Below are 12,994 nucleotides of genomic sequence, written 5' to 3' on the forward strand. Positions count from 1 at the left end.
TGCCACCTTTTGTTTCAAGCGCTTGAGGTGTGGTATAGCGAAGGCCAACTGACAGGGCTGTGTCAGTTGTGATGGAGGAAAGCCATGCGCAAGGCCTCGCGGCTGTTCGAGATCATCCAGATCCTGCGGCTCGCCCGCAACCCGGTCACGGCGGCTGACATCGCCGAGCGGCTGGAGGTGACGGTGCGTTCAATCTATCGCGATATCGGAGCCCTGCAGGCCATGCGCGTGCCGGTCGAGGGCGAGCGTGGCATCGGCTATATCCTGCGCCCAGGCTTCGACCTGCCGCCGCTGATGTTTTCCATCGAGGAGACCGAAGCCATCGTCCTTGCGCTCGCGCTTCTGGAGCGCACCGGCGACACCGAACTACAGGCCGCCGCCCGCAGGGTCGGCGACAAGATCGCCGGCGCGGTGCCACCGCCGCTGCGCCAGACGCTTTCCGCCCGCGCCTTGCACGCCTGGGGCACGACGCCGCGCCAGCCGGAGGGCATCGACCTCGCGACCGTGCGCCGCGCCATCCGCGACGAGGAAAAGCTTCTCATCGACTACCGTGACGAATACGGCCGCGCCACCGAGCGCGCGATCCGCCCCATCGCCCTCATCTACTATTCGGAGACGGCCAACATCGTCGGCTGGTGCGAATTGCGCGAGGCAATGCGCAATTTCCGCGCCGACCGGGTGGCCGTCTGCGCGGCGACGGGGGCGCATTTCCACGGCGAAGGGGATCGGTTGCGGCAGATGTGGATTTCAGGCTGGGCGGAGAACGCGCAAGCAGCACGCCTCTAGCCCGGCCACTCGTCAGGCGGCCAATCGCGCGCCGTGTGAAGGACCCGGAGAATGAACAATGTCTCGTTCCCTTCGACCGTCTCGATGCAGTAGGCGATAATGTAGGGAAGTCCAACCACCGACTTCTCGTAGGTTCCCCCAACCCGACCCGGCCGCCCGATTGGGCGGTTCCCGAGCGCAACAACCAGGGCATCAATCCGCTCGGCGACCGAGCGCGCGGCGGCGGGATTGTCGCGGGCGATATGGCGTATCTGTTGTTTCAGGTCCTCAAGGGCGGCGCGGGACCACCGGACGGGTCGTTTCATGACCGAGCGCGTTCAGCCACGTCTATGATGGAGGACAGGTCCGACATGGCATCGCCGTGCGAAACCGTTCGCCCGTTGCGAATGTCCTCCAGCCCCTCGTTTATGCCCTCGACGATCGCAAGTTCCTTGGCGACGTAGGCTGAAACGGCTTCGGCTGCGAGGAACGAGCGGCTGCGCCGCGTATCCACCGCGAGCCTGTCGAGCTTTTCCTTGAGATCCGCGCTGACACGGATGGTCATCGTCGTGCTGCTCATATCCATCACCTGTGCTGCGTTGTGTACAAACTAACACATTCCATCGGCCTTGCACAGGACAACGAAAACCCCGGCCGTTGCCGACCGGGGTTTCGCAAACTCAAGCAAGCAAAAAAGCTTACTTCGTAGCGGCTTCGTAGCGCTCCAGGACGTAGTCCCAGTTGATCAGGCTGTCGACGAAGGTTTCGAGGTACTTCGGGCGGGCGTTGCGGTAGTCGATGTAGTAGGAGTGTTCCCACACGTCGACGCCGAGGATCGGCTCTGCGCCGTGTACCAGCGGGTTTTCGCCGTTCGGGGTCTTCGAGATGGCGAGCTTCCCGTCCTTGACGGAGAGCCAGGCCCAGCCGGAGCCGAACTGCGTGGTGCCGGCAGCGATGAAGTCTGCCTTGAACTTGTCGTAGCCGCCGAGATCGGAATCGACCGCCTTCTGCAGGACGCCCGGCAGGCTCTTGCCGCCGCCGTCCTTCTTCAGCCACTTCCAGAAATGGACGTGGTTGTAGTGCTGGCCGGCATTGTTGAAGAGGCCCTGGTTGGTGCCGTAGGACTTCTTGACGATCTCTTCGAGCGACAGATCCGCCAGGCCGGCTTCTTCCGCCAGCTTGTTGCCGTTGTCGACATAGGCCTTGTGGTGCTTGTCGTGGTGATATTCGAGCGTTTCGCGCGACATGAAGGGCGAAAGCGCATCGTAATCATAGGGAAGCGGCGGAAGTTCGAAAGCCATCGTGATGTCTCCTCATTGTTTAGGCGCAATTCGCAACACGCAAAACTGTTTCGCTTTGCTGGAACTGCTCCGGCGACGGAATTTTTTTCAAGGAAATCCGTGAGCGGAACATAGGAGCGGCAACCGGAAGAGGCAACCGCCCGGGTTCCAAATTTTCCTGACAGGCGACAAAATCATTCCGGTTTTGCGTGTCAGATCAATGACGAAGCGGAACGAAATCCGATTCGAGACATTTTGTCCGACACCCTCGCAACACGGAGCCTCCCATGCGCGCCATCCCCCTCGCCTGCCTTGCCCTTTCGCTCGCCGCCCCGGCGGCCCACGCCTCCTCGCCGGATGCCTGGGAGGAATTCCGCGCCGATGTGGAAAAGAGCTGCCTGGCGAGCCTGCCGGAGGCGCTCGGCACGCCCAACGTCTTCGTCGAGCCGACCGGCACCGAATCCTTCGGCATCGCCGCCATCGAGGGGCTGTCGCCGGAATCGAAGAGCCAGATCACCTATGTCTGCATCTACGACAAGCAGAAGAAGACGGTGCAGGTGTCGCCGCCGATTGCCGCGGAATTCCTGCATGTGGTGCGTGAAAGCGAACGCGAGGCGATCGCCAAGGAGAAGGCCGCGACGGGCGACAACAAGACGGAGGATGCAGCCGGTCAGGAGTGAGGCTGCGCTTTACAGGGTGCCTGTTCTCTAACGATGGCACGCACCCCTCTCCGTCGTCATCCTCGGGCTTGACCCGAGGATCCATGCCACATGGACAGCGTGTGCGGTGGAGGTGGATCCTCGGGTCAAGCCCGAGGATGACGGCGGAAAGGTGGTGCGCCAGACGTACGTCCAAGGCGATGCCCTTAACGCAAAAGCCGACCTCTCGACCGGCTCTTGTCATCCATGCATTCCGTGCTCAGGCATCCCCGTTGGAATGCGCCCAGTCGAAATAGAGGTCGCGCGCCTTGGCGGTGATCGGGCCGGGCTGGAGGTCGCGATCGTCGAGGCGTGTCACGGGCACGACCTTGGAATAGTTGCCCGAGGTGAAGATCTCGTCGGCCGTCTCGAAATCGGCGACTGTCAGCGTGGTCTCGACCACCTCGAAACCGGCATCCCTCAACAGGCCGATGACGCGCATGCGGGTGATGCCGGCGAGGAAGGTGCGGTTGGCGGCGGGGGTGAAGACGACGCCATCCTTGACCATGAAGATGTTGGACGAGGCGGTCTCGGCGACATTGCCCAGCATGTCGCGCACTAGCGCGTTGTCGAAGCCGCGCTTCTTCGCCTCCACCAGCATGCGGGCATTGTTCGGGTAGAGGCAGCCGGCCTTGGCGTCCGTCGGCATGCATTCCACCGTCGGGCGGCGGAAGGGCGAGACGGTGATCGACGAAGCGGCCTTCGGGTCGCCCATCGACGCCTCGAACAGGCAGAGCGCGAAGCGGGTCGATTCCGCGTCCGGTGCGACGACGCTGGTGGCGGAACCGTGCTCGGCCCAGTACATCGGCTTGATGTAGATCGCCGTCTTGCCGTCGAATTTTGCAACACCTTCCCAGGCGAGCGCCTCGATTTCTTCCGCCTTCATCGTCGCCTTGAGGCCGAGTGCCTCGGCAGAGCGGTTGACGCGCTGGCAATGCAAATCGAGGTCCGGGGCGATGCCGTCGAACCAGCGGGCGCCGTCGAACACGGTCGAGCCGAGCCACATGGCATGCGAGGTGGGGCCGATGAGCGGCGGGTTGCCCGAAATCCATTCGCCGTCCACGAAGGTCCAGGTCGTCGTGCGTGGTGAGGTATCGACTGGCATTTTTATACTCCTTTTCGCCCATCAAGGCCCGACCATTGCGGCTGGTCAAGCCAGAAATGCCTTCCGACAGCCGGCGCCGCTTGTCCATTCAAGATGTTGAATGGGTGTATCAGGCCTTATCATGGGTCGCATGGTTGAGGGGCCGTGGGGTGCATGCGATACAGATACAAAGGGAGAAACAGCATGCGCGCGATGTATTACGAAGCCTTCGAGGTGACACCGGAAATCCGGACCCTGCCCGACCCGACCCCGACGCCGGGCGGCGTGGTGATCAAGGTGGAGGCGACGGGGCTTTGCCGCAGCGACTGGCACGGCTGGATGGGGCACGACCCGGATATCCGCCTGCCGCATGTGCCGGGACATGAACTGGCCGGCACGGTGCTTTCCGTCGGCAAGGAGGTGCGCCGGTTTCGCGAAGGCCAGCGCGTGACGGTGCCGTTCGTCTCCGGCTGCGGCCATTGCGGCGAGTGCCGTTCGGGCAACCAGCAGATCTGCGAGGAACAGTTCCAGCCGGGCTTCACCCATTGGGGCTCCTTCGCGGAATATGTCGCGATCGACTATGCCGACCACAATCTCGTACATCTGCCGGAGGCGATCGACTATGCCACCGCCGCCAGCCTCGGCTGTCGCTTCGCCACCTCCTTCCGCGCGGTGGTCGACCAAGCGCGGGTGACGGGCGGCGAATGGGTGGCGGTGCATGGCTGCGGTGGCGTAGGCCTTTCCGCAATCATGATTGCCGCAGCCCTCGGCGCCAACCCGATCGCCATCGACATTTCCGCCGAAAAACTGGATTTTGCGAAGAAGATGGGCGCGGTCGCCACCGTCAATGCCCGCGAGGTCGCGGATGTCGCCGAGGCCGTGCGCGATATTACCGGCGGTGGGGCGCATGCCTCCGTCGATGCGCTGGGCTCGCCCGTCACCTGCTTCAACTCGATCAAGAACCTGCGCCGCCGCGGCCGGCATGTGCAGGTCGGGCTGATGCTCGCCGACCATGCGACGCCGCAGATCCCCATGGCGCAGGTCATCGGCCATGAACTGGAAATCTACGGCAGCCACGGCATGCAGGCCTGGCGCTACGACGCCATGCTGGCAATGATCGAAAGCGGCAAGCTCGCCCCGCAAAAACTGATCGGCCGCCATATCAGCCTCGACGAGGCGGTGCCGGCGCTGATGGCGATGGACAAGGCGACCGACCTCGGCATCAGCGTGATCACGCGGTTCTGAGGGCGGGCCGCCGGCCGTGCTATGTGATTGACATTCCTTGCGCGATAGCCGTCAATCTCGCTTGACAATGCCCGAAAGGAATCGCCGCCCATGTCCCACGCCGCCTATGTCTTTGACGCTTACGGCACGCTGTTCGACGTGCATGCGGCAGTGCGCCGCCATGCGGGCGATGTCGGGCCGAACTACCAGCTTTTCTCGGAAGTCTGGCGCGCCAAGCAGCTCGAATATTCCTGGACGCGCGCGCTGATGGGCGCCTATGCCGACTTCTGGCAGCTCACCGAACAGGCGCTCGACTTCACCTTCCAGCGCATCGGCGGCGTCGACCCTGCGCTGCGCCAGAAATTGCTCGACGCCTACTGGAAGCTCGACTGCTACCCGGAAGTGCCGGCTGTCCTGAAGGCGTTGAAGCAGCGGGGCGCGCATATCGCCATCCTCTCCAACGGCTCGCCCGCCATGCTGGCCTCCGCCGTGAAGAACGCCGCGCTCGACACCGTCATCGACGACATCTTTTCCGTCGACGCGCTGAAGACCTACAAGACGGCGCCCGCCGTCTACGACCTCGTGACGACCAACTACCGGCTCTATCCGAACGCCGTCTCCTTCCAGTCCTCCAATCGCTGGGACATTGCGGGGGCCACGAAATTCGGCTTCCGCACCGTCTGGATCAACCGCAGCAATATGCCGGACGAATATTTCGACCTCGGCCCGGCGCTGATCCTGCCCTCGCTCGACAGCCTCTGAGGAAAATCCATGGCCTGGTCTGCCGCGCAATATCTGAAATTCGAAGACGAACGCACGCGCCCTGCCCGCGACCTGCTGGCGCAGGTGCCGGCCGATCTTCCGGCCGGGACGGTCTATGACCTCGGCTGCGGACCGGGCAATTCCACGGAGCTGCTGGTGGAGCGGTTCCCGGGCCGCGGCGTCAAGGGCGTCGACAATGCGAGCGACATGCTGAAGGCCGCGCGAAACCGCCTGCCGGGCGTGGATTTCGTCGAGTGCGACTTGGCGAAATGGCAGGCGCCCGAGCCGGCCGCCCTGCTCTACGCCAATGCCGTGTTTCAATGGCTTCCCGACCATGTGACGGTGCTGGTGAAGCTGATGGACAGCCTGCGTCCCGGCGGTGTGCTCGCCGTGCAGATGCCGGACAATCTTTCCGAACCGTCACATCTGCTGATGGAGGAAAGCGCGATGGCCGGCCCGTGGCGCCCCGCCTTCGCCGACGGCACGCCGCGCCGCAAACCGCTGCCCGCACCGGCTGCCTATATGGACGCGCTCGGCCCCAAGGCGGCGCGCGTCGACGTCTGGCACACCGCCTACAACCACCCGATGGCGGATGCGGCAGCGATCGTCGAATGGGTGAAAAGCACAGGCCTGCGTCCCTATGTCGAGCGCATCCCGGCAGAACAGCGCGACGGCTTCCTCGCCGACTACGAAAGCCGCATCGCCAAGGCCTATGCGCCGATGGCCGATGGACGGCGGCTGTTGCGGTTCCCACGGCTGTTCATCGTGGCGGTGAAGGCGTGAATATCTCGGCTACGCGAACACATATTTGGGTGCCGAAATCCTTCATCGGTTTCGAGCAGACTTCCAAATCCACCAGAGCTTGAAGTATTCGCACTTCGAACAGTAATTTAGATGTCAAATTCCTACTTCCAGAAATTCACGATTGCTGCCGGCATCATTCTCCTCTCCAGTGCATGGTCTGCCCGCGCTATCGATGCTTGCCAAAAAATCCAATTTTCAGCAGAGCGCGCCAATCTAAGCAGGTTGCTGTCCTCGAGCGGTTTTTCAAAAGAAGAGAATCTCTTTCTTTTGAGGGGTGTTGATCAAAAGCTTAGTGAAATAAAGCGAGGCCTCCTTAACGCGCGCGGGGGCGAATGCGGATTGAAAGCGGTGCGTGCACTGGTAATCGGCTGCTTGAATCACAGCCTGCCCTCTACTCTCCGGTCAATAACGTCTCCAAATCGCAAGACTGGGAAAGCACTATGGGGGAAGTCGGATGTTACGCGCCGAGACGCCGCCGTTATCGGAATGACCCATGCCTGCAAGGCAAGCGCAATGGAGCATTTTTTTTCGAATTAACGCCGTGAGAAGCGGTCGACCTGAACACGAAGGCGTCGTGGTTGTCCGCACTTCTGGATAGACAGCAGTCGCGGTCAAAAAGCCTGAGTGCGCTCAAATCTTTTCCGCCAGAAAGTCGATGAATGCCCTTATGCGCGCGGCCAGATGCTCGTGTCCGGCGAAGACGGCGTGCACGGTCTCGATGTCGCCCGGATTGAAATCCTCCAGCACGGGCACCAGCGTTCCGGCGGCGATGTCCGGCTCGACGTGGAAGCGCCCGATGCGGCCGAGGCCAAGGCCATCCACGCAGAGCTGGCGCAGGATGGCGCCGCTGGAGACCAGCATGTTGCCGGTGATCTCGTAGGCTTCGGTCGTCTGCCCATCACTTGCAAGAAACGGCCAGTCGTCCATGCTGCGGCGGAAGTTGAAGCGCAGGCAGTTGTGGGCGGCGAGATCGGCCGGGTGCTGCGGCGTGCCATGCCGTGCGAGATAATCCGGTGCGGCGATGACGACCTTGCGGCTTTCCAGCAGTTTTCGCGCCTTCAGCGAGGAATCGCGCAAGGGGCCGGAGCGGATGGCGACGTCGGTGCGTTCGCCGATCACGTCGATGACACCGTCCGTCAGCGTCAGGTCCAGCTCGATATCCGGATAGCGCGCGAGGAAGGCCGGCACGAGCGGGAGAATGCAGCGCTCGCCAAAGCCGACCGAGGCATTGACCCTGAGCGGCCCGCGCGGCACGACGCGGGAACCCTCCGCCACGATGCGCTCCGTCTCGGCAATATCCGACAGGATGCGCCGCGCCCTGCCGAGATAGACCTCGCCCTCCGGCGTCAGTTCCAGCCGGCGTGTGGTGCGAACCAAGAGCCGCGCGCCGAGCCGGTCCTCGATGCGGGTGACGAGCTTGCTCACCGCTGATGGCGACAGGTGCAGCTTGCGGCCGGCGGCCGAAAAACTCTTCAGCTCCGCCGCCAGCACGAAGACCTCCATTTCACCGGCCCGGTTGTCCATACAGCACCTTTGAATTCAATTCATATATGCTTATCCACTTCGCCGGATTAACGCGCAAGTGGTCCTGCCCCATATTCCGCTCCGAACCAACATCGCAACCAAGCCAAGCCGCCCGGATCCCAAGCCGGGAGGCCAAGGATCCTGCCATGCCTCTCGCTCTCTTTGCGCTTACCGTCGCGGCCTACGCGATCGGCACCACCGAATTCGTGATCGTCGGCCTGTTGCCGACCGTCGCGACCGACCTCGACATCACCCTGCCGCTTGCCGGCCTCATCGTCTCCGTCTACGCGCTCGGCGTCACCTTCGGCGCGCCCATCCTGACGGCGCTCACCGGCAGGCTCGGCCGCAAGCCGCTGCTCGTCGGCCTCATGGCGCTGTTCATCGCCGGCAACGTGCTGGCCGCACTGGCACCAAGCTACGGCATGCTGCTCGTCGGCCGCGTGCTGTCGGCCTTCGCGCACGGCGTCTTCTTCTCCGTCGGTGCCACCATCGCGGCCGATCTCGTGGCCCCCGATCGCCGGGCCTCGGCCATCGCCATGATGTTCATGGGGCTCACCGTCGCCATCGTCACCGGCGTGCCGCTCGGCACGTTCATCGGCCAGACGTTCGGCTGGCGTGCCACCTTCTGGGCCGTTGCCAGTCTCGGCCTCATCGCCTTCGCCGCCATCGCCCTGTTGCTGCCGTCGAACCTCAACCGCGAAAAGCCGGCGGGCCTGATGGAACAGGTGCGCGTGCTCGGCTCCGGCCGCCTGCTCATCGTCTTCGCCATGACGGCGCTCGGCTATGGCGGCACCTTCGTGACCTTCACCTTCCTGTCGCCGCTCCTGCAGGACATCACCGGCCTCAGCGCCAATACGGTCAGCCTCGTGCTGGTGCTCTATGGTGCGGCGATCGCCTTCGGCAACATCGTCGGCGGCAAGGTGGCGAACCGCGAACCGGTCAAGGCGCTGGCCGTGCTCTTTGCCCTGCAGGCTGCTGTGCTGGTGCTTCTCACCTTCACCGCCCCCTCGCCGGTGCTTGTGCTGATCACGCTCGCCGCGCTTGGCTTCCTGTCCTTCGCCACCGTGCCCGGCCTCCAGCTCTATGTCGTGGAGATGGCCAAGCGCCACCGCCCGGCCGGCGTGGACGTTGCCTCGGCGCTCAACATCGCCGCCTTCAACCTCGGCATCGCCGCAGGTGCGTGGATCGGCGGGCTGGTCGTCGCCTCGCCACTCGGCCTCGGTGCAACGCCCTGGGTCGGCGCCATCCTCGTCGCTGCGGCCCTTGGCCTGACGCTGGTGAGCGGCGCCCTCGACCGCCGCGAACGCAGCGCACCGGACGCCGCCTGCCAGCCGGCCTGAAACCTTCGTCCGCCGGGGCGCTACCCCTTCAGCTCCGGCGGGCCATCAATCCAAAAGGAGACATCCAATGAAAACCGTCAACGCCAATGGCGCCCACATTCCCCAGCTCGGCTTCGGCACGTTCCGTATGCCGGAAGTCGACGTCCTCGCCATCCTGCCGAAGGCGCTCGCCCAAGGCTTCACCCATGTCGACACCGCCCAGATCTATGAAAACGAGGCCGCCGTCGGCGCGGCCATCCAGGCCTCCGGCGTCGCCCGCGACAAAATCTTTCTCACCACCAAGGTCTGGGTCGCGAACTATGCCAAAAATGCCTTCGCCGCATCCGTCGAAGAGAGCTTGCGCAAGCTGAAGACCGACCATGTCGATCTTCTCCTGCTGCACTGGCCGGACGACGCGGTACCGCTAGAAGTGCAGATCGCCGAACTCAACGCCGTGCGCGAGCGTGGCCTTGCAAGGCATATCGGCGTCAGCAACTTCAACACGGACCTGATGGCGGAGGCCGTGCGTCTCAGCGCCGCGCCGCTCGCCACCAACCAGGTCGAGTACCACCCCTATCTCGACCAGATGAAGGTGCTGGAAGCCGCCGAGACCTACGGCATGGCGCTCACCGCCTACTATGCGATGGCCGACGGCAAGGTGCCGAAGGATCCGGTGCTGACGGAAATCGGCGCGGCGCATGGCAAGTCTGCGGCGCAGGTCGCGCTGCGCTGGCTGATCCAGCAGCCGGACGTGGTGGCGCTCACCAAGACGGCGACGGAAGCACGGCTTGCCGAAAACCTCGCCCTCTTCGACTTCGTGCTCACCCCGGACGAGATGATGCGCATCCACAAGCTCGCCCGCCCGGACGGCCGCATCGTCAGCCCGGATGGCTTGGCACCCGCCTGGGACCAGGCAGCCTGAACATCGGGCGGGGCGCCCTGCGGCCCGCCGAGCATGCCTCGGCACTCGCCTATGGCATTTGGAGGGTGCCTCCTGCCCCTTCTCCCCCGCGGGGAGAAGGTCGCGACGCGGGATAAGGCGGAGGCGGGAGGCGGCGTGCGAGCCCCCTCATCCGACCCTTCGGGCCACCTTCTCCCCGCGTGGAAGAAGGGGAAAAAGGCAACGCCTTGCCTCCTATGCGATCGCCCCGACCTTGCCGAAAGGCGAGGCCAGCTTTCCAAAATGCTGCCGGACATGTATGGGTGTCGCGCCGCCCCGCTTGCGGCAGGGAGCCCTTCATGCAGTCCTCGTCGTCAACCGTCCTTTCGCCGGACTGGCCGGCCATTGCCGCCGTCGTTCTCGGCGCGACAGCCTTTTCGGTGGCGCAGGGGCTAACCTATCCGCTCGTCTCGCTGACGCTGGAGGCGCGTGGCTTTTCCTCCTCGATGATCGGTCTCAACGCGATCGCCTATGCCGGCGGCATGGGTGCCTCGACGCTGCTCGTCGGAAGCCTTACCGCGCGCTGGCGGCCCGACCGGCTCATTATCTTCAGCCTCGTCATCTGCTCGCTGTGTCTCGCCACCTTCGCGGCCTCGTCTTCCTTTGCCATATGGGGTGCTGCCCGCTTCCTGCTCGGCTTCTTTGCCAGCATGATCTTCATGCTCGGCGAAGCCTGGCTCAACGCCGCCTGCCCGGATCGCCTGCGCGGCCGTGTCTCCGGCCTCTACGGCATGGGCATCTGTGCGGGTTTTGCCGCCGGACCGCTTGCCATTCCGCTGTTCGGCAGCGCGGGCGGGCTCGGCTTTGCGCTGACCGCCGTCTATCTCGCGATCGTCGCCTTCGCGACGGCCATGCTGATGTTCTCGACCAAGACGGTGCCCGAACCCTCCTCGACGGCCGATGTCTTCCGCTTCTTCAAGGCGGCGCCCATCCTGGTCGGCATGGTCTTCGTCTTCGGCTTTGCCGATATCGCCGCGATCTCCGCCATGCCGGTCTACTTCGTGAAGATGGGCTATAGCGAGGCCTTTGCCGCCATCAGCGTGACGGTGCTCGCCTTGCCGACGGCGCTCGCCCAGCCCTTCATCGGCGTGCTGCTCGACAAGCTGCCGCGTGAGCGCGTGGCGCTCGCCGCCGTCGGCGTTGCCGCCGTGAGCTATCTCATTCTGCCGTCGATGACGTCGGAAGCCGCGATCCTGGGTATCTTCGCCTTGATGGGCGTGGCCGTCTTCTCACTGTATACCTGCGCGCTGACCATGCTTGGCGAGCGCTACAGCGGCGCCATGCTCGTCGCCGGCTCTGCCGCCTTCGCACTGGTCTATGCGGCGGGCAGCGCCACCGGCTCGGGCCTCACCGGCGCCATCATGGAGGCCGGCGGACCGCAGGCCGGGCCGCTCTCGGTCGGGCTCGGCCTTGCCGCCTTCACGGCCCTGCTGGTCTTTGTGCAGAGGCGCTAAAGGCGCATGGCCGTTCCGCAGAACAAGGACGAGCTGCTGGCAGCAATCGCCCTGGAGTTCGGCAAGTTCCGCAAAACGCTGGACGATGTCCACGCGGATTTTGTGCGCGAGCGGACGATGGAGGGCCACGCGAAGGGCACGCTGATGAGCCCCTTCGATCTCGTCGCCTACCTTGTCGGCTGGAACGAGCTGGTGCTGAAATGGCTGGACCGTGACGCGGCCGGCCAGCCGATCGATTTTCCCGAAACGGGCTTCAAGTGGAACGAACTTGGAAAGCTCGCCCGGAAATTCTACCGCGATTGTGAAGGCATGCCCTATCCGGAACTCGTCGCGCGGCTCGATGCGGCGAACGAGACAATCGTCGCGGCCGTTGGCCGGCGAGACGATGCGGCACTTTACGGCCGCCCCTGGTATGAAAAATGGACGATGGGCCGGATGATCCAGTTCAACACGTCATCGCCCTATGCCAATGCGCGCGGACGCCTGCGCAAATGGCTGAAGTCTCACGCAAAGGCGTGAGGAGGCCATCCCGCGCGGACGCGGGATGGCAAAGGCTAATCTCAGACGAACTGGCTGAGGCCGGGAACGGAGGCGACGACTTCGTCGACCACGTCGGCGCCGGCATGTTCGCGGGCGACCGCCATGGTTTCCTTGGCGAGGCCGGTGATTTCGCCCATGCCGAGGCCCTGGCTCATCAACTGCTGGCCGAGACCCATGACGCCGCCGCCGCCGATGGCGCTCATCAGGCCGCCAAGCAGGCCGCCGCCGCCTTGGCCTTCGCCATTGTACTGGGCAACGAGTTCGGAGGCGCCGGGAATGGCTTCGATCATGCGGGCGACCGGGCCGTCAGCGGCTTCGCGCTGCAGGAAGCCGAGCATCATGCCGATGGCCTTTTCAGCAAGAGCCGGCTCGATGCCGACGGCATCGGCAACGCGGGTGACGAGATCGTTCATGGAAAATCCTCCGAAGGAATTGACGTTAACGTCAAGGTAATTGAATTCACCGGCAAACTCAAGCCGGCTTTGCGCGTCTTCGACAGCCGGGCCGCGGCCCTTGAAAGCGTGTTGTTCCCGTGCCGGACTATCCTTATAACCTGCTTGAGACGATTCAATGAAAACATGGTCGAAGCGACGCTCGGCC

The 12,994-nt window shown here is 64.0% G+C and carries 16 protein-coding genes; 10 read left to right on the forward strand and 6 right to left on the reverse strand.

Annotated elements, in window-relative coordinates:
* The first annotated feature begins 84 nt into the window (after positions 1-84).
* Entirely contained in the window at positions 85-786 is a 702-nt protein-coding gene (locus tag BSY16_RS09615) for a helix-turn-helix transcriptional regulator (RefSeq protein WP_069059453.1), read from the forward strand.
* On the opposite strand, the gene BSY16_RS09620 is transcribed toward BSY16_RS09615, so the two are convergent.
* The 3 genes from BSY16_RS09620 to BSY16_RS09630 form a co-directional block, all read right to left on the reverse strand.
* Positions 783-1,091 (reverse strand): type II toxin-antitoxin system RelE/ParE family toxin, encoded by a 309-nt coding sequence (locus tag BSY16_RS09620; protein WP_069059454.1) that lies wholly within the window; start codon positions 1,089-1,091, stop codon positions 783-785. The two genes, BSY16_RS09615 and BSY16_RS09620, sit on opposite strands and share 4 nt — an antisense overlap.
* Complete coding sequence (locus BSY16_RS09625; RefSeq protein ID WP_069061468.1) at positions 1,088-1,345, reverse strand: CopG family ribbon-helix-helix protein; 258 nt, start codon at positions 1,343-1,345, stop codon at positions 1,088-1,090. Before BSY16_RS09625 ends, BSY16_RS09620 begins: the two co-directional genes overlap by 4 nt.
* A 118-nt stretch (positions 1,346-1,463) precedes the next feature.
* Positions 1,464-2,066: a superoxide dismutase gene (locus tag BSY16_RS09630; protein ID WP_069059455.1), complete on the reverse strand. Its 603-nt coding sequence runs from the start codon at positions 2,064-2,066 to the stop codon at positions 1,464-1,466.
* A 266-nt stretch (positions 2,067-2,332) separates the two neighbouring features.
* On the opposite strand from BSY16_RS09630, the gene BSY16_RS09635 reads away from it, so the two are divergent.
* On the forward strand, positions 2,333-2,725 hold the full coding sequence (locus tag BSY16_RS09635; protein ID WP_069059456.1) for a hypothetical protein: 393 nt from the start codon (positions 2,333-2,335) through the stop codon (positions 2,723-2,725).
* A 238-nt stretch (positions 2,726-2,963) separates the two neighbouring features.
* On the opposite strand, the gene BSY16_RS09640 is transcribed toward BSY16_RS09635, so the two are convergent.
* A complete protein-coding gene (locus tag BSY16_RS09640) occupies positions 2,964-3,848 on the reverse strand; it encodes a branched-chain amino acid aminotransferase (RefSeq protein WP_069059457.1) in 885 nt (294 codons plus the stop codon).
* A 183-nt stretch (positions 3,849-4,031) separates the two neighbouring features.
* On the opposite strand from BSY16_RS09640, the gene BSY16_RS09645 reads away from it, so the two are divergent.
* The 4 genes from BSY16_RS09645 to BSY16_RS31920 all read left to right on the forward strand — a co-directional run bounded on the left by BSY16_RS09645 (position 4,032) and on the right by BSY16_RS31920 (position 7,154).
* Positions 4,032-5,072 (forward strand): zinc-dependent alcohol dehydrogenase family protein, encoded by a 1,041-nt coding sequence (locus BSY16_RS09645; RefSeq protein ID WP_069059458.1) that lies wholly within the window; start codon positions 4,032-4,034, stop codon positions 5,070-5,072.
* A 90-nt stretch (positions 5,073-5,162) separates the two neighbouring features.
* The gene (locus BSY16_RS09650; RefSeq protein WP_069059459.1) at positions 5,163-5,813 is read left to right on the forward strand and encodes a haloacid dehalogenase type II; all 651 of its coding nucleotides are present in this window, start codon (positions 5,163-5,165) and stop codon (positions 5,811-5,813) included.
* A 9-nt stretch (positions 5,814-5,822) separates the two neighbouring features.
* A complete protein-coding gene (tam, locus tag BSY16_RS09655) occupies positions 5,823-6,596 on the forward strand; it encodes a trans-aconitate 2-methyltransferase (RefSeq protein WP_069059460.1) in 774 nt (257 codons plus the stop codon).
* A gap of 111 nt (positions 6,597-6,707) precedes the next feature.
* A complete protein-coding gene (locus tag BSY16_RS31920) occupies positions 6,708-7,154 on the forward strand; it encodes a hypothetical protein (protein ID WP_150129918.1) in 447 nt (148 codons plus the stop codon).
* A gap of 93 nt (positions 7,155-7,247) precedes the next feature.
* Here BSY16_RS31920 and BSY16_RS09660 read toward each other — a convergent pair whose 3' ends face one another.
* Positions 7,248-8,141, reverse strand: coding sequence for a LysR family transcriptional regulator (locus tag BSY16_RS09660; RefSeq protein ID WP_069059461.1), 894 nt, complete (start codon positions 8,139-8,141; stop codon positions 7,248-7,250).
* A 146-nt stretch (positions 8,142-8,287) separates the two neighbouring features.
* Here BSY16_RS09660 and BSY16_RS09665 point away from each other — a divergent pair, with 146 nt between their 5' ends.
* The 4 genes from BSY16_RS09665 to BSY16_RS09680 all read left to right on the forward strand — a co-directional run bounded on the left by BSY16_RS09665 (position 8,288) and on the right by BSY16_RS09680 (position 12,373).
* Complete coding sequence (locus BSY16_RS09665; RefSeq protein WP_069059462.1) at positions 8,288-9,481, forward strand: MFS transporter; 1,194 nt, start codon at positions 8,288-8,290, stop codon at positions 9,479-9,481.
* A 67-nt stretch (positions 9,482-9,548) separates the two neighbouring features.
* Positions 9,549-10,382 carry an aldo/keto reductase gene (locus BSY16_RS09670; RefSeq protein ID WP_069059463.1) on the forward strand — a complete coding sequence of 278 codons (834 nt, stop codon included), beginning with the start codon at positions 9,549-9,551 and terminating at the stop codon, positions 10,380-10,382.
* Between the two features lie 317 nt (positions 10,383-10,699).
* Complete coding sequence (locus BSY16_RS09675) at positions 10,700-11,854, forward strand: MFS transporter (RefSeq protein WP_069059464.1); 1,155 nt, start codon at positions 10,700-10,702, stop codon at positions 11,852-11,854.
* A gap of 6 nt (positions 11,855-11,860) precedes the next feature.
* Positions 11,861-12,373, forward strand: coding sequence for a ClbS/DfsB family four-helix bundle protein (locus BSY16_RS09680; RefSeq protein WP_069059465.1), 513 nt, complete (start codon positions 11,861-11,863; stop codon positions 12,371-12,373).
* A 41-nt stretch (positions 12,374-12,414) separates the two neighbouring features.
* Here the strand turns inward: BSY16_RS09680 and BSY16_RS09685 are convergent, their stop codons facing one another.
* Positions 12,415-12,807, reverse strand: coding sequence for a hypothetical protein (locus BSY16_RS09685; protein ID WP_069061469.1), 393 nt, complete (start codon positions 12,805-12,807; stop codon positions 12,415-12,417).
* Between the last annotated feature and the right edge of the window lie 187 nt (positions 12,808-12,994).

The organism is Sinorhizobium sp. RAC02 (assembly GCF_001713395.1).
Taxonomy (GTDB): domain Bacteria; phylum Pseudomonadota; class Alphaproteobacteria; order Rhizobiales; family Rhizobiaceae; genus Shinella.